Raw genomic sequence first — 23,802 nt, forward strand, 5'->3', positions numbered from 1 at the left:
GTTTACTGTTATAGTATAGGTTCACTGTTCTAATGTACACTGATCTCCATCACACCCATTCCCGGCAGCTTTACCGGCGCCTTCGGATCGAGCGTTTTGCCTGATAATACAGCCTTCACAGTCGCCGGTTGTTTACTCCATCTGATCACTGTTTCCTGCGGCGCATTATCGGGATTATAGAGGCGGATGACATAGCCATCCTGTTGCGGCGTAATGCTGGTGATGGATACATGCGTATTGGAGAGCGATAACAATCCAGCAGGTAATTGTATTCCATTGCGCAAAGCGATGCCGGTGAGCGGCTGTGTATAAGCGGCAGCATATTGCTCCGCATCCGTATAGCTGAATGCGCCATGCGGACGCAGCGAATAACTGAAAGCAGCCTCCCCGGCCTGATCCGACTTATAGTTAGTATGCCAGTAGTTGTTCATGGCATAACTGAACCAGGTGGCAGTGCTGTAAGGATGATCACTATGTTTCCAGATTTTAGGCGTATTCTCATCGATCATTGCATTAGGTTCCAGCATAGGCGTTTGTTTGAAGAACAACTGCACACCTTCTTTTTCATTGGCCACATCCATCCAGCGGCGGCTGCTGATAAACTCTTCATTAGAGCCTGGCAGCTGATCTGCCGGGTAACGCATGGTGCCATAACCTGCATCCATGTATACCGCAGGGTCCTTTACACTGAAAGGGAATCCGAAATGTACTGATTCCTTGGTACGTACTGCCTTCTTATCTACCACGTTTTCTATATCTACTGTTGCTGCATCTGCAAACAAAGTAATTTTCTTTTCCAGGCCATTAGTACCAGGTGCTGTTCCTTTAAATACAATGGAAGTCATCACTGGTCCTTTTTCCACGATGGCGGTTGTTAGCCCTGTTGCGGTTTGCGCTTCCTTCGGGTCTCTGCCTGGCACATACCAGTAGCTATTCAGTCCTTGTCCGTTGAACTGCCCCGCCAGGTTGCTCTCACTTTGTGTAGCGAGCCTGCTGATATCGCCCGTACGCGGATTCCAAGATACAATAATGTGACTGTTTTCCAAAGTGGTATCATTCGGCATTGCAATGCTATTCACATTGCGTACAGGCGTTGACGTTATTTTGTACAGCGCTGATGAAAAAGGCGGAATATCTTTCGCGAAGAACACATAACGGCCATCGCTGAGGCGTTGCAGCGGCCATGCCTTGCCTTTGCCGTCAGTAATACTGCTGCCTTTCACGGAAGAACGGAAATACACGGGCCCGCTGCGGGTATACGACAATGTATTGATTACGGCAATCTTACCGGAAGTCTCATCCTGCAATGGTTGCAGCAGATCTTTCTCCAACACGTTGGTGATGCTGTCTCCCTCTTCCATAAAGGCTTTCTTGATACGCCACTGTTCTGTTACAAATGGAATGTCCGGCGCTGAGATACTGTTGTGCGCCCCCCAGGTATGTTCGCTGAACATGACCACATTGCGCCATGCCTGATAGAACCTGTCGGCATTATACTTTGCAGGCGACAACATCGCATAGAGCGTGCCCAGTTGTTGCAGGCGAAGCGCGTTGATGCGGTTCTGTCCTTCTTCTCTGGCGGTAGACACAGCGCCGTCTTCCCAATACGGAGTGATGTCTCCTTTTATCACCGGAATATCTTTCCCATATCTCTTCTCAAACTCGCGGAACATATCCACAGTAGTACCCAGCACCAGCTTCGGCGTACTGTACTTCTCATTCCATTTCTCCACAAAATCCGCCACCGTAGTATCAATCGGGGCATTATCAGAACGCACATTGAAGCGCCACTGCACCATTTCATACGGATAATTTTTCTCGTCCAGCTCCTGCATATAGGCATCGATCTTCTGTGCTGCATTCTGGCTGTTATTGCCTGCCTTGATGTATTGCCAGCCGTGCCAGTTGGAATAGCCTTTACCTGCAGCCCAGAACAGCACGCTGTCCTGGCCGGAAGGCGATACCCACCAACAGGGACGGTCACCCATTTCTTTCAGGAAGTGGCCAATGCGGTCGCTTTCATTGGCGCCGCTGGAAAAATATTTCACGCCGCCATGCGCCATAGCTGTAACAGTAGCCCAGGTGTATCCGGGCACGTCAGAGATCATGGCGCTGTTGATGTCAAAGCCATACTGTTTGCGGAGCCGGGCTGCGTAGTCAGTATAATGAAACAGTTCTTCCGGTTCACTCAGCCCGGTAAGGATATTGGCATATAAGGCTGAGAGACAGATACCGCCTGCTTTTACAGCCCGTATAAATTTTTCTTTCTGTGAGGGCGATGCCTGTGAGAGATAGTTCTCTACCGCCCATAATGATTCAACATTCCATTTGAAGCGGGCCTCCGGTGAGAAATGTTTGGTGCGCTCAATCTGCTCCAGGGCATCGTCAATATTCTTATTATGGATCTTCACCACCTCCGGTTGAATATGCGAATAGCCGATGTCGGTATGAGCGTGATGGATCAGCCAGATGGTACGGTGCGTAACGGGGGGCATCACCACATAACGATCTATTTTCAATGCATTACCTGCATCTGCCTGCACGCGGATACTATCTGATTTCCCGGTAACGGTAACCGGTACTTCAAACCTGTTGAAACCATGTTCTATGGTGAAGGAATAGGCCTGTCCGCCGACACGCACATGCAAAGGCTGCGGCCCGCCGAAGTGCAGCGCAGTAATGGCCATTGGCCGTTGGCCGTTCTTCAGCAGGAAAGCAACCGGCGATACGTCCACCCTTTCTTTACCATCAAACCGGAAAGTCATGTACCAGTCGTTGCTTTGCTGAGCATGGCCGGTAACTTTGATCCGTAGCGGTTTGCCGGCCGCGTACTTACCGGCAGGCACACGCAGGAAAGCCTGACCATGTGCATCGCGGGCTCCATCCTGCCGCAACTGTACAAATACCAGGCGGGTACTGTCAGGCGCCGCAAAAGACCACAGCGGCTGTTTGTTAGCAGGCTGCGTGGAGAAGGTTAATATTTTCTCATTGTTGATGTAAAGATCGAAATCACGAACACCACTACTGCTGCCGGATGAATGTGATGCCAGCCAGCTGAAGTAAAGGTATTTACCGCTCATCTGAGCAGGCACAGCTTCTGTTTCCCACTCCACAGATTTGTTGCCGTCTGTACAACGCACCAGCAACGCACTGTTGGCATAATGCGGATAGGCGGAAGTATAACCGATCGTTTCGCCGTTGATATCGCGGGCATAGCCGCCCAGCCAGCTGATCTTCCCCAGGAAAGGAACATCCGTCTGTGCATAGCCGCACAGACAGCAGCAAATGCATGCCGCCAGCATCCGGAATTTTTTCATAACCACTATGTTTTTTTTATGAAGTCATTTTACTGATCTCTTCAAGCTGAAGCCCCTTTGTTTCAGGTATCTTTTTCCACGACAGCCAGAACGCGAAGAGGCTGCACAACGCAAACACCAGGAAGGTAAAGGACGGGCCAGTACGTTGCAGCATCAGCGGAAAGAACTGTCCGACTATCCAGTTGGCCACCCAGAGGCTCATCGTAGCAATTGCAATAGCACTGCTTCTCACAGACACCGGGAAAATTTCATTGATGATCACCCAGGTGACCGGTCCGAAAGAAAATCCAAAACAGGCAATAAATGCGATGATAGGCAATAGTATCAGCCAGCCATTGGTGATATTGCAGGCGAAAAGCAATGATGTCACAAGCAGGGAAATGACCGCTCCGCCAATACCCCATAACAGCAAGGGTTTGCGGCCATGCTTATCAATCGTATAAATAGCTACCAACGTGAATAAAGTATTGACAATACCGATGGTCACCTGTCCCCCCAGCGCCTCTCCCAACCCGAAGCCCGCTTTCTCCAGCAACGAAGGCCCATAGTAAATCACCGCGTTAATACCGCTGAACTGTGACAATGCCGCCAGCAACACCCCAATGATCAGCCACTGCCGGTAACGGCCACGGAACAGATCCGCCAGCTTCACCTGCGCCGTGGCAAGGGAACTGCGTATCATGTCCATTTCCGCTACGGCCGCATCATGCCCGGAGATCCTGGTCACGATATGCTGCGCAGCCGCGTAATTTCCTTTCAGGGCCAGCCAGCGCGGACTCTCAGGGATCATACAGCTCATCACGATAAACAATAATGCCGGCACAGCCCCCACTCCGAACATCCATCTCCATACCATATCATTGGAAAGACCGGATTCCGTCTCGCCTGCACGTTGGATCATCACGTTGGAGAAATAAGCGGCCAGTATCCCTATTGTAATAGCCAGCTGATAGAAGGTCACCATTTTACCCCGTACAGATGCAGGCGCCAGCTCCGATACATACATCGGCGATATTACCGATGCCGCACCGATACCCGCACCGCCCACCAGCCGGAACACAATCAGCCACCATATATCAGGTGCCAACGCACAGCCAATGGCAGACATCATAAATAGCAGCGCCGACAGTAACATCATCTTTTTGCGGCCAAGGCGGTCGCCTAGCCATCCGCTGACAGACACGCCCACAATACACCCTGCCAGTGCAGAGCTTACAAACCAGCCCTCCAGCATGGCATCCATATGCCATATCGTTCTTACATAAGGGATCACCCCGGAAATAACTGCTGTATCAAAGCCAAATAGAAATCCGCCCAGTATAGCCGTCAACGTTATCAGCGACAGGTACCGGAAATTGTGGACTGATGGTGCTATCATTGTTTTTCATTTTATCAGCAGCATTCATCCTTCACATAGGCTGTTACCAGGAATGCCCTGCCGGGATGCCGGTAATGCACGGTGTAGGATAGTACCGATGCCGGCACCACGAATGTTTCTGCATAGTGGAATATCAAAGTGGAATCCGGCGTAGTGACAGTGACTTCACCTCCCTCAATCAGCATGCATATATGACACTGGCCATCGGTAGTGATCTCCACACTGCCGGAAAATTCATAACGATCTACTGTATAAAAATGCTCCCGGTGCGTAGGCAGCTGCAGTTGGCGTCCCTGCTCCCATTGCTGCACCACCCTGGGCTGCGATATAAGTGCTGTTTTCACCTCATCGCCTTTCCTGTCGAAATACAGGTTATTAAACGCATGTTCTATATTGATGGGACGTGGCTTTCCATCGAGGCCCGGCCTGAGCCAGTCGTACATTTTGAAGGTAAAGATGTAAGGAGTACTGCTGATCTCCAGTACCAGGTTATTTTTCCCGGAAGCATGCACGGTACCGTTGGGTATCAGAAAGAGATCATGTTTCTTCGCAGAATGTACCTGCACATATTTTTCTGCCGGCAGTTCTATACTTCTTTCCTGTGCATCTTCTAATGCCTGCCTGAACTGCTGCGGGTCGATGTTGTCCTGGAACCCCAGATACACCACTGCTTCCGGCTCACAGTCAAGTATGTAATAAGTTTCATCCTGTGTGAAGTTCTCCCCGAAATGTTCACGGATATATTCCGTACGCGGATGACATTGAATAGAGAGATTACCGCCGTCGAATGTATCAAGGAAATCGAAGCGTATCGGGAACTCGTTGCCAAAGCGGGGAGCTGCCTTTCCAAGCAGTTGCTGATTGTTACGGTACAGCAGGAAATCAAAAGATGCTTCCAGCAGGAATCCGCCGGCTTCCAGCACAATGCCGTTCTCCGGCGTGATCAGCTCAAATGACCATGCGTAGTTAACGCTGTCAGGTGCAAGGCCACTGAGATGCTGTTTCATCCAATGACCGCCCCATATGCCGGCCTCAAACCAGGGGCGCGCCCTGAAAGGCTGTTGCAACATAGCATCCAGCGTATTCCTGAAGGCTTTGCCATGCATCCAGGTAATAGCTGTTACGCGTTGTTCATCCACTATAATATCTATCACCGGCAGTAAGGCCGCTTTATGTTCATTGAGTACCGGCCAGTCGGCGAAGTAATATCGTTTATACATCTGCACCGGATCAGTAGCTGCTATAGCGCCCAGGTTAGTTATGCTGGCTGCACGCATTCGGTACTGGATCTCATTTTTCGGAATATCCAGGTACACCAGCAATCCTTTCCATCCGCTTAAAGCCGCACCGGTACCGTAAACGATATTGATGCCTGCCGATTCATCCGGCGCCAGTTTCGCTAATTTTTCTTCTTCAAAAAAATCCGTCAGGGCGCCATCAAACTTCTTACCAAACACGGGATCATCTCCATTCAGACTGTTACGCAGCATATCGTCGATAACTACTGCTGGCTTCATACAGGCGCTTATATCATACCAGTAGGCAGTTATGCCCATACGTTGCAGCTGAGCGCCCAATTGTGACCGGAAGCTCTCCCATAGCACGCCAACATATCCATCTATCACCACACATTTATGCTGTGCAACGTGCGTAGCCAGGGTATCGTAGCCTGTATAGATTGTTTCATTGCTATGAAAAGAAGGAAAGATCTCATAGCCTGTTGCAACGGGCTTGCTGACTGGCAGCAACGGCTGATTCGTTTTTCTGAAATGCATAAGATCCATGCTGATGTTGGTAGATGCTGATGCTATCATGCCTGCGCCGTTTATGATCATTTGTTCTGTATCGTCTGTAAAAATGAGCCTGGTATTGCAATGATGCAGGCTTAACTGTTGTTGAAGCTTCGGCGCAAAAAGATGTGACGCCTTGGCAATACTGCCGCCAATCACCAGCACTTCACAGCTGAAACGCTGTATCCACGGAATGAGGAAAGCGCATAGGTTGTCAGCAAATTCATCAAATACCTGCACCGCTTCCTGCGGGTAATTTTCCACAAGGTGCTTTACTGAGGACACCTTCTTACCGGTGAGTATTTCAAAGGCCCTGAGGAACCAGCGGGTAGAGAAATAATCGTCCGCAATTCCCTCTTTAAAAAGCTCATTGTAAAAAGCTGCGTTGGTCGGTATACGGGGATGCGAGTACAGTAATTGTCCTTCCGCGTAGAATGCAGAACCGAAGCCGGTTCCGAGCGTCAGGAAAATACAGTGTGCATCGCCCGGGTGCAGGTGATGATAGCATCCGGCTGCATAGCAATGTGCGTCATTGGCAAAGCTGAATGAAATGCGCTCCCTGAAAGCGTCTTCCATTGCAGCTTTCAGATGCAGTCCGAAAGTACGTTCAAATTTGTTGCCCACGCCGCTGATCCTGCTTACGCCTTTAACATAGTCGAATGGACCCGGGAAAGCAACACCGGCAGCCATTACAGGATGACCACCTTCCAGCAGCGCTTCTACGCATTCGCGCGTGGCATTAATAATTTCAGCACCGGAAGCATGACTGTCTATGGTACATCTTACCGTGCGCAGCGGCCCACCTTCATTTTCATGGGAAAGTAGAGCGCCGCTGATGTGGCTGCCGCCAACATCTATTCCTATTGTATAGCTGTTCATTGTTCACTGCCCTTTTTCAGGATGACCATCGTCGGATTTTTAAACCTATTGCGGCCGTTTGATCTCTATGCTGTAGGTAAAGCAATCACTGCGATACCAGCAGATATTGAACTCCACCGGCTTTCTGCCTGCGTCCAGCACTACCCTTCTTCTTTCGAGCACCGGCGTACCTTTGGCAATCTGCAATAGTCCCGCTATCTTTTCACTGGCAGCGATGGCCCTGATCTCCTCCTGCGAGAAAACCGGTACAATATTGTATTCGCTGTCCAGCATTTCATATAAAGGTCGGCTGAAATCCTCACTGCCGCTAAGCCCTGTACGTGGATGGAAAAAGGATTCAAAATACACCATCGGTTTTCTGCCAGTGCTGCGGATACGTTCCAGGCATACCACAGGTGTGCCATGTGCTATCTGCAACTGCCTGGCGGTATCCACAGTGGCCTTCACCACATTCACGTGCTGCTGAAGTGTCTTAAATGGTATACCCTTGTCTTCCATCTCATGCGTGAAACTATACCAGCTGCTGAGGTCAGTGGTGATCTTCTTCTTTCTCACTGTAGTACCTGAGCGCTTGCGGCGTTCCAGCAGCCCGTCTTTCACCAGGTTGGCAATGGCCATACGCAGGGTATTGCGGGAGATACCCCAACGTTTGGCGAGATCAGTTTCCTTAGGAAACTGGTCCCCCTCCCGGAAGTGATTCTCCCGGATCAGCCTGCGTAACTGCACCTCAGCCTGCTGATGTAACGGCACTTTACTGTCGTGGTCCAACAAAGGTATTTTGTCCATATGTGCGAACATATTATTTTTTCCCGAACCAACGAAATTTTTTAATAAAAAAAGAACCACCCCGGGAGAACCCAGGGTGGATTATTCGCTTATACCACTTTAGTTTTAAGGGGGTGTGGGTATTGCCAGATTAATTCAATTTAATACCGTTACTATGCCATTGCGTGCAATACGGACCTTCACTGTTTGCCCGGCTGCTATATTAATATGTTGCCATTTTACAAATGCCGTGTATTCCAGTGGAACAGCAGCCTGGTTATTGGTTTCCGCCAACAGGGCTACCGATGCATTGTAAGATGTAGGGTTTGTTATTACGACGATCATCTGCGAATTTTCCGTTGATATTACTTCTGCAGTAACATGATCAAAAACGGTTATTGCCTTTTTATCAGTATTGATATATATACCGGGAACCTCCAGCGCCATCAGCATCCCGTCCGTTTCTGTCCAGGAATTGCGTGTATTGATAAAGTTGCCGATACTTCCCTTCCCTTCTGCATCGCTGGGCTGGATACGCTCCATGGACGATCCGGGCAGGTTATGCGTAGTCAGATGCCCGGGCATATTCACCGCTTCTGCATGCGCATGCTGAATATCGCGCAGGAGATCAGCATACAGGTGGTTGCCGGTGGCCCGGAAGAGCTTGAACAATGCATCACCGGAAGAGGTGCAGATACCGGGCGCCGCATGCTTGTTCTGAATACTGGCCCATACTGCACCCGCCATATGGCTTTGCAGTTTGCCGATAGCGCTGCCAGACGGAAAAACAGGGTCATAAGAGAGTGCCCATGTAGCACAAAGCGCTGCCTGTGTTTCAGCCATATCCCGCCAGCGCCGCTCCCCCGTATAGTTATACATAGCCATCAGTGACTCCAGGAAACCGAACGCCGATTCTGAATTGGCATCCTGCGAAATGTCCCCGCAATCACCGCCTGTAAGACCCTGTCTTTCTACATCACGGCGGTAATAAAAGGCGGATGCGTCTTGTGCTATCTTCGTCCAGGCTCCAACATGGAAATAGTGGGAAGCTATCATCAAACCAGCCGGTACAATGGCCCCTGCCGTAGAATTGTAAACAGCTATCTCCCCGGTTTCAGGAGCAATATATTGCCCAAACTCGCCATGCTTTTCCCAGGTAGCCGCAAAGGCTGCTGCCAGCCGCTTTGCAGCCTGCTCCCATTGCGGTTTGATCATAGCGCCGTAGCCCTGCGCTTTCAGCAGCAAAAGGTGCTTCATCAGCCAGAACAACACGTCACCGTTTTTCCTCACCATCGCCTGCAACTCCGGGAAATCCGGATGCATCTTCTCTGGTCGCAGCTTTCCGTTTGCGGTAATACCGCCATAGAAATAACCACTTTTACCCTGGAGTTTTTCCACTACAAAATCAAGCTCCCTCGCCACACGCTGCCGTTCTTTTTCGTCATTTAGCGCCAGCATCGGGTACGTATTGATCATACCACTCACCCAGCCCAGCTGAAAATCACTATTATTTTCCGGCTTGTAATAAGCACCTGCCTTTACTTCTGTAAAATTATTCCTGCATATATCCGTAGCGCATTGAAGCAATTGGCTCATGGGAAGTATGTTCCGTGGTTCATTAGGTCCACTCAGCTCCTTGCGCACCTGCATAAAGCGCCGTAATAATGCGGGAATATTTTCTGCATCAAACGCATACATCCGGAATTGCACGATTACTTCATCCCCGGCTTTCCAATCCGGTGCACGATCACCACTGAGGTGAAAGTCTCCGAAACCCGCTGCCAGCTTTCGTACGGCCGGCGCCGTTATAACCAGCGAGCAGCTGTCCTTTTCTCCATTCTCTGCAATGGTAAGGCCGCTGTTGCCCAGCTTCGTCTGTTGTGTCGTGAGCAGGATGAATCCTCTCTTCTCCTGCGGCGAAAAAAAACAGATAGCGGGTGTAGCGGCATTACCGGTTTGCAATGATATTACGGAAGATTGACCTTTCTCAACAGATAACCGCGGATTATGGGATATCGTAAGCGGTACCGCCGGATTATAATACATATCCTTTGGATAGTCAGGACTATAGCTATTCCCGATAACGCGATAACGATTACCATTATATACCGATGCCGGCACCAGCACATAATTTTGTGCACTCCATTTCCCGAAATCCAGTGATACAGCCACTGCGCTTTGTGCAGCACTGCCTTGTTCCAGCCTGCATACCAGCTGCACATCCGCAGCTTCCTGCTGGCCTGTTATATTCATTTGCAGGCGCCAGTCGGCGCTTGCCGTATGTAACTTACCGTCATGAAACAATTGTTCAGATAACAGATCGGTACCATCAAACTGCTGTATGCCAATACGTAAAGAACCATGCAATACGTTCAACAAACCCGCCACCGGTTGCTGTGCCTGGATAGTGAAAACCCGGCATAGCAGAATGACAGCTGTTAAACTCCAATACTTTCTTTTCATCATCTCTTATATCTGACTATCCCTGATTTATTATTACACCCGTTTCTTCAACATCCCTCACTACCGCCGGCTGTAGCCGGATTTCAGCAGCGGGCCCGCAGCTGGCAACTGCAGACCCTTGCTGAAAAGTTAGGAGGCAATTAATTTGCGTGCTCTCTTTTAACATGTATAGGGTATAGGATAGGTTGCCAGTTTTGTAAACGAAACCCACGTGGCGTAAGCCTCACGTGGCCGACCATATACCCGGTAGGGACAGCGAACATCCACTGCTTCCCCGACAGTATAACCTTTGCTTGGTGTAAATTTCACACATCCATAACGGCTCAACAACCCGTTATTTGACAAATACCAATGTTTTTTTTGCAATCGTAAAATGAACAATCGTAAATGAGATGTTAAAATGACAACCTGTTGCTAAACATTTAGCGCATTTGATTAAAATAGTTTAAGTTTTCCAGAATATACAGATAGCAGACTCGCTTTCTTTGAGGTAACTTCACTACCAGTTTTATTTACCACTGGGGGATATGCCACTTTATTTATATGCAGTACATTTACGAGAACTTCACCTTTCCGCCTGATCAGTCGTTCACTATCAGATCTGAACATCTCGAAATCAAGGATCACATGACATTGAAGTCGCATATGAACTTTGAGATTGCCCTGATAGAGAACTGCAGCGGTAAACGTTTTATCGGGGATCACATCCGGGACTTTGATGGTACCGAACTGGTATTGCTGGGCAGCTACCTGCCGCATTGCTGGCAATATCACCCGCAGCAGCATACCGCTCAGCCTCCGCTAGCCACGGTTATACACTTTTACCCGGACTTTCTTGGCAAGCAGTTGCTGAAAAAACCAGAGGCCAGACAGCTTAACACGCTTTTTGAAAATGCCGCCAGGGGGGTGCTTTTCCACGGCCCTACCCTTACCGCCGCCAAAAACATTATGCAGGAAATGCTGTTCCAGTCAGGACTTGCCAAAGCCGCAATGATGCTCCGCTTATTGGATGTGCTGGCACAATCAGAACACGCAGAAATACTTTCTTCCCCTTATTTCAACGCCGTTGAGAATTTGGGTGAAGCCAATAAGATCAATAAAGTATTCGATTACATCTTCTGCAACTTCAGGGAAGAAATCATATTACAGGAGGTAGCCGATCTGATACCCATGTCTTCCGCAGCATTCTGCCGATTCTTCAAACGTAAGACCAACCGCACATTAATAGACTTTGTGAAAGAAGTAAGAATAGGACATGCTGCCAAGCTCCTGCTGGAAGGGCATCACAACGTAGCTGAAGCCTGCTACCAAAGCGGGTATAACAACATCTCCAATTTCAACAAGCATTTCAAGGACATCAAAGGCCTTGCACCACGCGATTTCATCAAACGGTATAACGAACATACCGCCTTCATTCATTCTTAAATTCATAGAAAGGAACCGCTTCTACCCAGGTTTCACCCTGGCGTGTACCCGGCACCCCTGCCTGGTACGCAGACATAACATGGTTCCATTCTGCACACCGCGGGCTATAGGCTTCTGCTGTCTTCCCCATCTGCTGCAGATCTGCACCGGCAGGTACCACAATCTTCATCACCAGCAAGTGCTCATACCTGTAAAGCGTAATCTTCCTGTAGCCTGCCTTTTTAAACCCGGCTTCCACTTCAGGCCATACCTGCTGATGATAACGAAGGTACTCCTGTAACTTCTTTTCCTCCGGAACAATATTTACCACAAACATCTTCTCTTCTGTTCTCTCTTCTTTTTTGCTGCTGCATGCCATCGCGCACACAATAAAAAACAGCAACCATATTTTATTCATCATAATCATTTAAGCAAAAAATAAATGATCAACATAACGGCAGCCAGTATGGCCCATCCAGCCCAGATCTTCCGTGACGGCCTGTTCTCCCCGGTCTCTGTAAACACCGGTGCACTACCGGCAGTATGCGGCTTAGCGGTAAGCAAAGTAACAATAACAATCAATATGGCCAGCCCGATAAACAGATATACGGATAACAGCAGAAAATGAGGCCAGAAACCTTTATATGGATAATTCAGCAGATAGCATATCCCCAGTAGCAGGCATATAGATCCGCCGCCGTACAACACCGTTAGTACCGCTGTGCTGGTGGTCCGTTTCCAGAAGATAGCCGCGAGGAAGACTACTGATAAAGGCGGCGCCAATATAGACACCATACCCTGTGTTATCTCAAACAAACCTTTGCCCGAATACATGAATATAGCCGCCATCCCCATCGCCAGCAACGACGCCAGCACCGTTACCCAGCGGCCGGTGCGCACCCTGCTCTTTTCATCTGTTGCCCTGAACTGTGCTACTACATCCAGCGTAAATACCGTACTGAATGAATTCAGCCCGGATGATACAGTGTCGATCAGCGCCGCGATCAGTGCTGCAATGCAAAGTCCGCGAAAACCATCCGGCATCAGTTGTTTTACCAACGTGATATAGGCATTGTCGGCCGTAGTAATATCGCTGAATAAGATGAAACAGATAATACCCGGCAGCAGGAAAATAAACGGCGTAATGATCTTCAACACGGCAATAAACAATGCACCATATTGACCTTCACGCAGGTCCTTTGCCCCCAGCAATTTCTGTACAATCGTCTGATCTGCGCACCAGTAATAAATGGCAACTACCGGGTAACCCATCAGGATAGCTGCCCAGGAATATTCCGGGTCATTGTTGCCATGCAGCAATTTCCAGAAATCAGGCGGCAGATGATGCTGTACACCGCTTGTCGTCATCCGGCGAAACGCGAGTATAGTTAGTATAAGTGAAGACAGAATGATGATAATCGACTGAAAGATACCGGTACGGACCACAGCCCTGAAACCACCAACTGCTGTGTAACTGGTGGCAATCAGTGCAATCAGCGCCACCGCATACATCAGCTGACAGCCCAATACCTGTGAAATAACCAGCCCGCCTGCGTACAAAGCGCAACCCAGCCATATCACCAGTATAGATACAAGGCTGTAGATCACAAGGAAGTTGTAAGCACTCTTCCCGAAACGATGTAACAGATACTGCGGAATAGTACTGATGCCTGCCGACAGATACCTCGGCAAAAAGAACATCGCCAGAAGCAACAGGAAGATCCATGCCAGCCACTCAAAATTAGCACCTACCACACCATGCGAAAAACCCAGACTGGACATCCCTATCAACATCATAGGACCCGCATTCGCGCTGAACATGGAGAACCCTATCTGCCACCACCGGAGCGACCGTCCGCCCAGAAATATATCGTGCCCCTTGTTCTTCCCGAGATAAAATCCCAACACAAAAAGTGCGATGATATATACCATCAGCACGGTATAGTCCACACCAGTAAGTAACATGTTCACAGGCAAAAGTTGTAGGTTATAGTGATACTGTTGGTGAATATTTCCGGACATTCTGGTCACTCCAGTAATGCTGCTTCGTAATTTTATTCTCGCGCTTGCAATAATCCCAATCCACCCTAACCGGCAGGCCGGCAACATCCGGCAACAGGAAGTAACCGTTCTTCCATTCAGGATAAATACTGAAGTAACATTCCAACCCCGACATGATAGAATACAAGTATTCCACCTCACAGGCAGGATCGGCAGTTGCCATCAGCGAAGCTGTGAACAACGAATAACCACCGGAAGAAAAATCAACGCCCGCTTTTGCAGCAAGATCTCTTACCTCCTTCCATTCATTTACACCAGCCAGATGATTGGGCACCGGCTGAAGATGCTGTACACCCATCTTCACCAATGTAGGAAATAAACGCGAGGTGCGCTCAGATTCGCCAAAGGATATTTTGAGGGGTGTATGATTACATAACAGGCCAATCTGCTCAAATGATGCAGAATGAATAGGCTCTTCAAACCAGGCCACCTCTTCAGCGGCAACCATTTCCGCAAAACGTAATGCTTCACCGCAATTCCATATCTGGTTGGCATCTACTGCCAGGCGCACATCTCTTCCCAACAAACTGCGCACAAACTTTACCCGCTCCGCATCCTCCTTCATCATGGTCCCAAACGCCTTTCCCACCTTCATCTTGTAACAATCCACACCTGCTTCCATAAAAAGGCTCACTTCTTTCTCCAGCTCCTGCAAGGTATAATTGGTACCGCCTCCGCTGCCATACATTTTTACCGTATCTCTGTCCGCATGAAGAAAACGATGCAACGGAACACCTTCACGGCGTGCCGCAAGATCGTGCAGCGCCAGGTCTATTTGTCCTACTAACGCAGACGCAGGTCCGCGGAAGCCTTCATTCCTGATAGACCAGTACAATTGCGGATATAATTGGTGATAAGGAACATTATGACTGTGCAGTAAGATTGGTAACAGACAGCTTTCCAGGATATTGATATAGCTGCCGTAAACCGGCGCCTCGCCGGCAAAACCGTTCTCGTCTTCCAGTGTGAGCATAGCAAGACCGAACGCCGGGAATGGCCCCATAGTGGCATCCTGAAAGGGAGTTACCGCCTGGGTGGGTTCCAGCACCCTCAGATGTACGCTGGTGATGTTAAAGATTTGATGATTGATGGTATGCAATGGTCTATCTGTTTACATGTGACAATTCAGGATCTCCTGGTATACAGACGCTGGAAGCGGACCTCCATGCAAATCCGACAAACTGCTTTCCAGCTCTGTAATACTGGCTGCTCCGATGACTATATTGAAATGACGTGGAATAGTTAGGAGAAAACGGTGGGCTAAGGCAGATAAAGGAAGATGATATTTCTCCGCAATCTGCTGCAAACGTTGCGCCACCGCGATACTGTCTTTGCATAACCATTGCGGCGGATGTTGCTGCCAGTCGTGGAAGTTTCTTCCCAGCAGTCCCATATTGAGCGGACTGGCTGCATAGTAATCAATGTCTGATGCGTTGCAGAAAGGAAGCCGGTCTTGCAGCGCCGTCGCCTTACAGGCATTCAGCCTGTTGAACTCCATGACCACATCAAAGACATGTGTTTTGATATAAGGTTCAAACCACAAAGGTGAATTTCCACCCAGGCCGATCTTCTTCACAAATCCGTTCTTCTTAAGATGTTGCATGACGGCTATCACACCATCCACTTGTTGCTCCGGCACCGCTTCAGGATCATGCAGAAACAATATATCTACTACCGGAATACCTAATACCTTAAGCGAGTTATGTACACTGTTCATAATGCCGGCAGCAGAATAATCATAATGGGCTTCGTCTGCAGCATATGACTTTAGTCTTCCGGCTTTGGTGCTGACCACTGGCATCCCCCCTTTCCATTGCTTCAGGGCGCTGCCTAACAGCCGCTCTGCATCACCATAGGCCGGGGCCGTGTCAACAGCCGTAATTCCATTTTCCAATGCCATCAGTATAGTGCGAACAGAAGCCGCAGCGTCTATTTTTCCCCATACACCTCCGAGGCCTGCTGTTCCTAGCACTATACGATTGGCATTCATCAAAAAATCTCTGATCAGGAAATAAAAAAAACTCTCTTAACGAAGGTAGCGTCCGTGCAACGCTGTTACAACGCCTAAATTGACTTTATCCAATGCTATTTTTGCCCCCCTTTCAGGATAAAAACGGCACAATCATGTTCGCTTAACTGACCTTTCAATGCCTTCACATTTTTACCGCCCCATACTTCTGAAATAGTGAAGGGCTGCCAGAGATCAAGATCTCTTTTCAGGTCAATTTCAAATGACTGCGCATTTCCCGAACGGTTGAATACACAAACCGCGAAAGACTTATCCTGTAAAGGTTTCAGCAGCACCTGCAAATCATTTCGTTTTAAAACCGTGGTAGCCTGTTTACCCAATGCATCCTGGTTAATGGCGATGAGTTGTTTGTTGGTGATCAGCTGAAGGATATCCGGCGCGATGTTTTTCAGATCCATATTTACCATCAGCGGAGCGGCCAACATACACCACAGCGCGAAATGAGTGCGGTACGCTGTAAAGGTACAACCTTTGAAGCGGCCATCAACAGAAGAAGAAGCGCCCTTTCCATAAAGGCCCACCATCAGCAGGTCAGGGTCGTTCCAGCCACCAGGGCCCGCATACCGTGCAAGGTATTCCTGCTGATGGAATATCTCCATAATACCCGTGAGGTTTGTATTGTGTGACTCCCATACATCACGGCTGTCCCAGGTAGTACGCCACAGATGGCCACCCGCTGCCTTTGCCCAAAGCCATGGCTGACGTTGCCCCCACTCACAAATAGAATATACAATGGGGCGGCCACATTTTTTCAATGCATCGCCCATGCGGGAGTAGCGTGTAAATGCAGTAGTTACGTCTGCCGGTGCATTGCAGTAATCGTACTTCAGAAAATCGATGCCCCAGCCAGCAAAGGTGCGGGCATCCTGCTCCTCGAAATAGTAGCTGCCTGTAACGCCGCCACAGGTAAGCATCGCAGCATCTGAGTAAATACCAAGCTTCAGCCCTTTTCCATGTACATAATCGGCCAGGTACTTCATCCCATGCGGGAACCGTACGGGATCAGGATAAAGATTGTTGTGCTTGTCCCGGCCCGCCACCCAGTGATCATCTATCACCAGGTAACGATAACCGGCATCTTTCATACCATTAGTAGCCATAGCGTCGGCCATGTCCATGATCACCTGCTCGCTCACCCTCGCTTCATAAAAATTCCAGCTATTCCAGCCCATTGGCGGCGTAAGCGCCAGTGAATCCCAGGCGTTGTAACGGGTTTGCGCCAATGTGCGCAGGCAGCACGATACAACTGCCAGTACGAAAATAAAACGGATCATAGTTTTCATTGCTCTCTGGATAAGTATTTATTTCAATAAAATATTTACAGGTTGATATGCCTTAACAGATACATCGGCTAATAGCAGGTATATCCATGCGGCGTGGAATCCCGTGCTCATAAAATTAAAGGTGTCAGGAATATTTGTACATATGTATGAACAAACTCAACAAATATAGATAATTCATCGGGAAAACAAATACCACCAGAGCTGCTGTAAAAGAAAACAGCTGGCGAGGTGGCGCCAGCTGTCTGTATTGCAATACGAATAAAAATTAAAAACATCCGCCTCTTCCATCGCAATGGCTGCCATTAGGGCAACAATATTCTGTACCTTGAGACAGGTATACACAACAGTGGTAGGCGCCGTTACACCAGCCACCCTGAGAGCATTGTTCTGTACGGCTGGCTCTTCCACCTGCGATAGTGCGCATTTCATTTCTTGAAAGGTTTTTTCCAAGGTTCTGTAAGTTTTTCATAAAGCTGTTTGATTTTAATGATTAATAGATAGCGTGAAAAAATGGTTTCCTCATGAGGTTGTTTCCGTCGATTAATCGCTGTAAGAATAAAAATAGCAATTGAACGCGCAGCTAAAACGCAGTACCAGTAAAGAATACAGATATTTACATTTTTCTGCTTTACTGTATACATATTTCACTCCTAACTAAAAAATGCAGACACATCAATACCGATAGATGATCACGTATATACATATACGTTAATGACATCAGCCGGGCATACATCCTCCCATCCCATCACACTTAGTACCTTCAGGACAGCAATAAGATACGTTCCGTATAACGTCGACGCAGCAAAAGAAGGGTCCCAAACACCAATAGCCGTCCAACAGGCAGTATTCTGCACGGCTAGCTCTTCCACCAGTAATAGTGAGCATTTCATTTCTGAGAAGGTGTTTCCCCAGATACTGTAAGTTTCTCATAACACTGTTTATTTTAATGGTTAACAGATAACGTAAGAAAGATTTCCTTATAAGTTTATTTGGACATTTTGTTTCTCTGCAAGTCAAAAGTAACCATCTCATACGCAGCCATAATGCATACATACAGCATATTTCATCCCTATCTACCTTTCAATAAAGACTGTCGGTATATTGCACTCCTGACTAAAGACAATTGCATAGGCACACTAATACGCAACGTAAAATACGTATGTACGTCTACGTTATTTAACTACAGTGGAAGAACGAAGGATATATACTGGAGAGAAGGAATATCCGGCGAATGGGCATCCGCCGGATGAATTATTTTTATTGTACAGTTACGCCACCCGGGTTATAGTAGTGATTGAGGATCCACAGGTAATCCTTGTCGCTGGCCCAGAAGCTGGAACCCCACTGACACATGCCCCTGCCATGACCATTTGTTGCACGGCCTGCACAACGGGCATCTGAGATACAGGGCCAGGAGCTGCCTGTACCACTGTAACCATTACCGCAACCGGCATTGTTATTCTCAGCAGAATATTCTGACCTGAAAATAGCGCCGCTCTTTACGAGAACTTTACCTGATGTAGCTCTCGCTGCACTGATACAGCTGGAAGCGGTTTCACTGCCCCATACCTGAGAGCAGGTGGTACTGGAAATATCATAGTTGGTCCTGATCGGATGTTGTACATGCCATGCGCCATAAGAGCGATAAGCCACTGCTCCTGCCTGTAATGATGCAGCTTTCCAGCCGGAAATCCATTCATTGTCCAGACCGGATTCAGTATAGGCCTCCAGGCTCATTACCTTCACGCTGCTGCAGGTAAGGCAGGAACAGCTCAATCCCACGCGGATGCTGGAAGGCACTGCCAGTTCTGTACTGGCCCTTGCCTGTATACTTTCCGCAGCTTTAGCGGATGACTCACGTTGTTGTTCATCACTTTCAGTTCTGTCGAACAACCCCTGTTGCAAATGCTCCACGTTGCCGCCAGCCCTGGCATTTTTTACGTTTGTACCGGCGGTGCTGAGCGCGATCTTAAATGTGTACTCACCGGGTATCAGGTAAAAGTTGTTCAGCACATGCGTGTCGTAACCGTTTTTGGCTGCGCTCACGGTAATACTTTCCGGCTTTCTGCCCTGTTCAGTTCCGGTAGGTGCTGCCGGGAATGATGTAGAGAAAAATCCTCTGCTGTCTGTACGGGCTTTGTTTGCGCCCACGGTCAGCTCTACACCGGCCAGTGGTGCGTGTTCCGCTGCATCGCTTAAGTAACCGCTTACGGTGATCATGTTGTCCTGCACACGGCTATTAACGGTAGCGGCACGGCCGTTTGCTGGGTCCAGGTCTACTTGCGCACGGATCTCTTTGTCTTCACCTGTGGAGAAATGGGTCTCGAGCTGGTTGTAGCCCTGTCCACCGATGGTAAAACTGAATTTGCCATTTACAGCCATAAAAGATGCGGTACCTTTCTTATCGGCTTTCAGGGTGCTCTCCTTCCCATCCGGCGCTTCAACGAGGATAGTGGCATCCGGAACAGCGAAGCCGGTGGCCCCGTCAGTAACGGTGAAATAGATACGGGTACTTTGTCCATCCAGGGGAGCTGGGTTGCTGGTCACATCCTTTTTTTCACAGGATGTAACAATGGCGCATACAGCCAATGTTGTCATCAGGAGATACTTTTTCATGTATTTAGATTTTGGGTTAAGAGGTTTTCCATATCGTTGTTGTTACCCGTTGCGGGTTATAGGTTTTTCATTTCTGCACAGTTACCGGTGTTATGCTTTCCAGGGGTATCACATTGCCATCGCGGCTGCATTAGTCTGGGATTACAGGAAAGTTTGTTCTATATACAATATCCGGAAAATAATTGTCTTTAACAAAAACAAAAAGCTAAAGGCATGTCTATACCTTTAGCTTTTTGTTCCTGGTATGTAGCATTTAATTAACCGGCTCTCCCTTACCAGTGGTAATAAACTCCCGCAGGCTGTGCTGGATGTAATGTGTCCATGCGTTGGAGCACGCATCGAAACATTCAAAGGCTGGCAACAATCCCTGGTGCGTAAAGCGTATCTGCGTCTGGTCGCCTTTTCCCTCAATATCAAAAATGATTTTTGTTCCTGTCCATTCAGTTTTATCTGCTACAAAATTCAGGCTGCTGTCCGTAATCAGCCAAACTACTTTTTTACCAGGAACCACTTCTACAAGTTTCTGTCTGGTGTAGTGAAGATCCTTGTAGCGGTAGGAGAATTCATCATCCAGATGGCTTGTATTGCCTTCTATTTCACCGGACCACCATCCACGTACGTCATTGATGGCATTGAAGGCTTCTTCCGGTGTTTTATCTACCACGATGACCGTGGTAAAATCCTGACTGCTCATGACTTTGAAGTTTGATGATTGTTTGTAATAATACAAATTTACAGGCTTCCTCCGGATTAGAGCAGGTGTAAAATAGACTTTATACAGGGCGATATAGACAGGTATATTTTTGATGGGGAGAATAAAAACTACTGAAATATTACTGCATGGGCCCGGAGTGATTTACACGTAGTATTACTGGGGATTTTCACGGGATGTTTGCCCGTTGTTACTTGGTACATTTGCTATCATCGATCACACTTAAACCCCACATCTTATGACGACTCCCAACATTCCATCCCAGAGCGTAAACGCATGGATTTACCTGGATGAAGATGAACCAAAGGGAACGGGTTATACTTCCCTCAACAGTAGCTATCAATCGCTGGTAAACAACAATGTGTACACCTGCACCGACATGGTGATGATCTGCTTCTTCGCAGTATTGCCGGACGGCGAAGGATGCTATACCATCGACATAGGCAATGCAACCACTGTTCACCCCGACGGCTCCACCACCGCGCAATACCTGCAATACACCATAGCAGATGCACGCGCGCAGAACCCAGGCGTAAAACTACTGGCTACGCTGAATTATAACACCAATACACTTTCACAGATCTTCTCTTCCGATCAGAGCCAATGGCCCACAGAAGCGCAAGTGTTCGCCGGCAATGTCGCAAACTACCTCGTTGCAAATCAGATGAACGGACTGGATATAGACTGGGAAGGATCTTTCTCCACTGCTATCAGTCCAAAACAGTTCTCCATTCTCTTCAATGCCATCAGGCAGGCATTCAGTCAGACAACAGGTTCTTACCTCTACCTGACCCTTTCTCCTGCAAATGTGGGCAACCTGGATGTAGCCACTGTCAATAGTTGTTTTGACTTTCTCAACCTGCAGCTTTATTCAGGGTTCACCTTTGTCAGCTCATTCGTCGACATCGGTATCAATCCGTTAATGATGGCGTATGGCGCCAAGTTCGAGTCCGGCTACCAGACCGCCAACAATGCCTATGATCAGGCCCAACAAGGCTTTAAGTACAAAGGTCAGCAGTATACTTATAACAACATTACCCAGTGGAGGCTGAACTCCAACAATTACGAGTATGAACAGAGCCAGCAGATACTGCTGTACCAGCTTGCCTATCGTGTTCCGAAATCTTCCTTTGACGACGGCGCCATTCTGAGCAAAGCCAGCAACCCGCCTATCACAACGCTCAGCGTCAATCACGGCGAAGTACTGGATGCCCTGCAGGCCACTAACACCTGGGATACTTCAGGTGCAGAGAATATATTCGGGCTGCTGCAACATGGTGGTAACGGAGGCTCCGGCAATACCATCAATCTCGCTTCCGGTGAGCTGATCACCGAAGTATATGGCTATAACGGTAACTGGTTTGGCTGGAATGTCGTTGCGCAACTATCCGTGAAGACCAGTCAGGGCAATGTGCATGGCCCGTTCGGGGATATGAACAATGTATCCTCCAGTACCCCGTTCAGCTACACCGCTCCAGACGGACAGAGTATCGTAGCATTCAACGGAGGTACCATACAGGTGCCTGTTGCTGGAGGTGGTACCACTATGGTAGTATCCTCCCTCGAGGTGAGTTTCGGATAGGCATCACCGTTAGCCACCGGAATACTTACTGTGCAGCCATTCAGCACAGCAACTTCAAACATCTGTATACAGTGGCTTCCATCGGATACATTTCCGTTGGAGGCCACTGCCATGTTGTAACTTGATGACATTTTTAATATTTACAATCATTGTTGTCCGGTAAAAAATATACATGTTGGGGTGTAATCTATACCGGTTATGGATTACCCCCGTTTTTTAACTATCAGCTATTGTAGGTAGCTCCCCTCTATGGAGAACTCCAAACGGGATTATTTATCCTGCGCCACGCCAGATAGGTATCTTTTATAAAACTCCATATCTCCACATAGCTCATTAAATGTAACCGGATCACCGTTATCATATTGGCAAACGACTTTTTCGTTGCAGATTTCTTTCTGATCACCACCATTAATAATTGAGCTATTAATACGCAGTAGATCTGGGTTTTAATAGCATTTTGGCTGTCTCCCCAAAAATATCTGAGCGGAAAATTTTGTTTTATCTGTTTAAATAGCAGTTCGATCATCCATCTGCATTTGTAGATACGGGCCACCTGGCTGGCACTGATCTTCAAATTGTTTGTTATAAATACGTATACCCTTCCATCTTCTGCTCTATAAGTAACTCTGCGTAACCGCAATCGTACCGGTTCATTTCCCTGTTTGTAACCAACCGTAATCAGCTGATCTTTAAGAACTCCTTTGCCTTGGTGCTTCTTTGTTTTATCTGATAATACTTTACAGACATGATAAACGGCATTTTCTTTCATTCTCGATACAAACCATACCTGCCCTCTGCTCCAAGAATGAAACTGCCGGTAGTCATTATAAGCCTTGTCAAAGACGATAAAACTTTCCTGGGGTAATTTCAATTTTAACAAGAACCTGCGGTCATGCACTTTTGCTGGCGTCATGCGCACAAATTCTGTTACCCCACTGAAAGCATCCATCATCGCGTGTACCTTAATACCGCCTTTACGTCTTGCTCCATCCAGTCGAGGACGGCCTACTCCCCTCAGAATATCCCCAAACAGACTAATTGTACTACTGTCAATGATTTTCAGATTCCTTATACTTAATCCTTTCAGCCGGCTGTCCGAGATAAATCCATGATACTTTTTCAATAACTCCTGATAAATCGTCTCAAACACCAGATAGCTTCTGCGACGGTTCGCATCTGAAAGAGTGCTTCTCGCTGGCGCAGTATCAAATCCCAGATGAGATAGCTTCCCTTCGCAGGCCAACATCCCTTCACAAAGCTCCCGTAGGCCATTACAGTAACTAAATACCCCATATAACAGGCTCACCAGATGTACTCGAAGCGGTAACTTTTTGTAATAGCGATTACTATTGTGCTTCAGGGCCGCTTCTCCTATCAGTTTCGGCGGAATCTCCGATAAGATCTGTGATAAAATCGGCTGTCCGGTAAATTTTTTATCTTTATCCAAGTTTTTACGTTTAAGGTGTGGTAACCCAAACATAGAAACTATTGGGGGGCTTGCCCCCTTTTTTTATGCTTTATTC

Annotated in this window: 17 protein-coding genes; 2 read left to right on the forward strand and 15 right to left on the reverse strand. The window is 48.0% G+C overall.

Annotation, left to right across the window (positions count from 1 at the left end):
- Nucleotides 1-29: 29 nt before the first annotated feature.
- The 5 genes from VM802_RS05290 to VM802_RS05310 form a co-directional block, all read right to left on the reverse strand.
- Nucleotides 30-3,317 carry a glycoside hydrolase family 38 N-terminal domain-containing protein gene (locus VM802_RS05290; RefSeq protein ID WP_325528734.1) on the reverse strand — a complete coding sequence of 1,096 codons (3,288 nt, stop codon included), beginning with the start codon at nt 3,315-3,317 and terminating at the stop codon, nt 30-32.
- Between the two features lie 16 nt (nt 3,318-3,333).
- A complete protein-coding gene (locus VM802_RS05295; protein WP_325528736.1) occupies nt 3,334-4,695 on the reverse strand; it encodes a sugar porter family MFS transporter in 1,362 nt (453 codons plus the stop codon).
- 14 nt (nt 4,696-4,709) lie between these two features.
- Nucleotides 4,710-7,364 carry an ROK family protein gene (locus VM802_RS05300; RefSeq protein WP_325528738.1) on the reverse strand — a complete coding sequence of 885 codons (2,655 nt, stop codon included), beginning with the start codon at nt 7,362-7,364 and terminating at the stop codon, nt 4,710-4,712.
- A gap of 45 nt (nt 7,365-7,409) precedes the next feature.
- Nucleotides 7,410-8,150, reverse strand: coding sequence for a GntR family transcriptional regulator (locus tag VM802_RS05305; RefSeq protein WP_325528740.1), 741 nt, complete (start codon nt 8,148-8,150; stop codon nt 7,410-7,412).
- Between the two features lie 135 nt (nt 8,151-8,285).
- Nucleotides 8,286-10,595 carry a hypothetical protein gene (locus VM802_RS05310; RefSeq protein ID WP_325528742.1) on the reverse strand — a complete coding sequence of 770 codons (2,310 nt, stop codon included), beginning with the start codon at nt 10,593-10,595 and terminating at the stop codon, nt 8,286-8,288.
- A 540-nt stretch (nt 10,596-11,135) separates the two neighbouring features.
- Between VM802_RS05310 and VM802_RS05315 the strand changes: the two genes are divergently transcribed.
- Complete coding sequence (locus tag VM802_RS05315; RefSeq protein ID WP_325528744.1) at nt 11,136-12,017, forward strand: helix-turn-helix transcriptional regulator; 882 nt, start codon at nt 11,136-11,138, stop codon at nt 12,015-12,017.
- Here the strand turns inward: VM802_RS05315 and VM802_RS05320 are convergent.
- The 9 genes from VM802_RS05320 to VM802_RS05360 all read right to left on the reverse strand — a co-directional run bounded on the left by VM802_RS05320 (nt 12,004) and on the right by VM802_RS05360 (nt 20,679).
- The gene (locus VM802_RS05320; protein WP_325528746.1) at nt 12,004-12,417 is read right to left on the reverse strand and encodes an L-rhamnose mutarotase; all 414 of its coding nucleotides are present in this window, start codon (nt 12,415-12,417) and stop codon (nt 12,004-12,006) included. The genes VM802_RS05315 and VM802_RS05320 overlap by 14 nt on opposite strands.
- Nucleotides 12,418-12,419: 2 nt before the next feature.
- Nucleotides 12,420-13,961, reverse strand: coding sequence for an SLC5 family protein (locus VM802_RS05325; protein WP_325528766.1), 1,542 nt, complete (start codon nt 13,959-13,961; stop codon nt 12,420-12,422).
- Between the two features lie 22 nt (nt 13,962-13,983).
- Entirely contained in the window at nt 13,984-15,156 is a 1,173-nt protein-coding gene (locus tag VM802_RS05330) for an enolase C-terminal domain-like protein (RefSeq protein WP_325528748.1), read from the reverse strand.
- Nucleotides 15,157-15,168: 12 nt separating this feature from the next.
- Nucleotides 15,169-16,047: an aldo/keto reductase gene (locus tag VM802_RS05335; RefSeq protein WP_325528750.1), complete on the reverse strand. Its 879-nt coding sequence runs from the start codon at nt 16,045-16,047 to the stop codon at nt 15,169-15,171.
- A 95-nt stretch (nt 16,048-16,142) separates the two neighbouring features.
- The gene (locus tag VM802_RS05340) at nt 16,143-17,369 is read right to left on the reverse strand and encodes a glycoside hydrolase family 27 protein (protein ID WP_325528752.1); all 1,227 of its coding nucleotides are present in this window, start codon (nt 17,367-17,369) and stop codon (nt 16,143-16,145) included.
- Between the two features lie 174 nt (nt 17,370-17,543).
- Entirely contained in the window at nt 17,544-17,798 is a 255-nt protein-coding gene (locus VM802_RS05345) for a hypothetical protein (protein WP_325528754.1), read from the reverse strand.
- Nucleotides 17,799-18,058: 260 nt separating this feature from the next.
- On the reverse strand, nt 18,059-18,259 hold the full coding sequence (locus tag VM802_RS05350; protein WP_325528756.1) for a hypothetical protein: 201 nt from the start codon (nt 18,257-18,259) through the stop codon (nt 18,059-18,061).
- A gap of 367 nt (nt 18,260-18,626) precedes the next feature.
- Nucleotides 18,627-19,985 carry a SpoIID/LytB domain-containing protein gene (locus VM802_RS05355; protein ID WP_325528758.1) on the reverse strand — a complete coding sequence of 453 codons (1,359 nt, stop codon included), beginning with the start codon at nt 19,983-19,985 and terminating at the stop codon, nt 18,627-18,629.
- 253 nt (nt 19,986-20,238) lie between these two features.
- Complete coding sequence (locus VM802_RS05360) at nt 20,239-20,679, reverse strand: SRPBCC family protein (protein ID WP_325528760.1); 441 nt, start codon at nt 20,677-20,679, stop codon at nt 20,239-20,241.
- A 256-nt stretch (nt 20,680-20,935) separates the two neighbouring features.
- On the opposite strand from VM802_RS05360, the gene VM802_RS05365 reads away from it, so the two are divergent.
- A complete protein-coding gene (locus VM802_RS05365) occupies nt 20,936-22,279 on the forward strand; it encodes a jacalin-like lectin (protein WP_325528762.1) in 1,344 nt (447 codons plus the stop codon).
- 247 nt (nt 22,280-22,526) lie between these two features.
- On the opposite strand, the gene VM802_RS05370 is transcribed toward VM802_RS05365, so the two are convergent.
- Nucleotides 22,527-23,726 (reverse strand): IS4 family transposase, encoded by a 1,200-nt coding sequence (locus tag VM802_RS05370; RefSeq protein ID WP_325528764.1) that lies wholly within the window; start codon nt 23,724-23,726, stop codon nt 22,527-22,529.
- Nucleotides 23,727-23,802 lie beyond the last annotated feature (76 nt).

Origin of the sequence: Chitinophaga sp. (genome assembly GCF_035538455.1) — a bacterium.
GTDB lineage: Bacteria > Bacteroidota > Bacteroidia > Chitinophagales > Chitinophagaceae > Chitinophaga.

What these genes read in the sequence shown, in the direction of transcription:
- VM802_RS05290 (WP_325528734.1), bottom strand. Translation starts at nt 3,317, where the DNA reads ATGAAAAAATTCCGGATGCTGGCGGCATGCATTTGCTGCTGTCTGTGC.
- VM802_RS05295 (WP_325528736.1), bottom strand. Translation starts at nt 4,695, where the DNA reads ATGATAGCACCATCAGTCCACAATTTCCGGTACCTGTCGCTGATAACG.
- VM802_RS05300 (WP_325528738.1), bottom strand. Translation starts at nt 7,364, where the DNA reads ATGAACAGCTATACAATAGGAATAGATGTTGGCGGCAGCCACATCAGC.
- VM802_RS05305 (WP_325528740.1), bottom strand. Translation starts at nt 8,150, where the DNA reads ATGGACAAAATACCTTTGTTGGACCACGACAGTAAAGTGCCGTTACAT.
- VM802_RS05310 (WP_325528742.1), bottom strand. Translation starts at nt 10,595, where the DNA reads ATGATGAAAAGAAAGTATTGGAGTTTAACAGCTGTCATTCTGCTATGC.
- VM802_RS05315 (WP_325528744.1), top strand. Translation starts at nt 11,136, where the DNA reads ATGCAGTACATTTACGAGAACTTCACCTTTCCGCCTGATCAGTCGTTC.
- VM802_RS05320 (WP_325528746.1), bottom strand. Translation starts at nt 12,417, where the DNA reads ATGATGAATAAAATATGGTTGCTGTTTTTTATTGTGTGCGCGATGGCA.
- VM802_RS05325 (WP_325528766.1), bottom strand. Translation starts at nt 13,961, where the DNA reads ATGTTACTTACTGGTGTGGACTATACCGTGCTGATGGTATATATCATC.
- VM802_RS05335 (WP_325528750.1), bottom strand. Translation starts at nt 16,047, where the DNA reads ATGAATGCCAATCGTATAGTGCTAGGAACAGCAGGCCTCGGAGGTGTA.
- VM802_RS05340 (WP_325528752.1), bottom strand. Translation starts at nt 17,369, where the DNA reads ATGAAAACTATGATCCGTTTTATTTTCGTACTGGCAGTTGTATCGTGC.
- VM802_RS05345 (WP_325528754.1), bottom strand. Translation starts at nt 17,798, where the DNA reads ATGAAATGCGCACTATCGCAGGTGGAAGAGCCAGCCGTACAGAACAAT.
- VM802_RS05350 (WP_325528756.1), bottom strand. Translation starts at nt 18,259, where the DNA reads ATGAAATGCTCACTATTACTGGTGGAAGAGCTAGCCGTGCAGAATACT.
- VM802_RS05355 (WP_325528758.1), bottom strand. Translation starts at nt 19,985, where the DNA reads ATGAAAAAGTATCTCCTGATGACAACATTGGCTGTATGCGCCATTGTT.
- VM802_RS05360 (WP_325528760.1), bottom strand. Translation starts at nt 20,679, where the DNA reads ATGAGCAGTCAGGATTTTACCACGGTCATCGTGGTAGATAAAACACCG.
- VM802_RS05365 (WP_325528762.1), top strand. Translation starts at nt 20,936, where the DNA reads ATGACGACTCCCAACATTCCATCCCAGAGCGTAAACGCATGGATTTAC.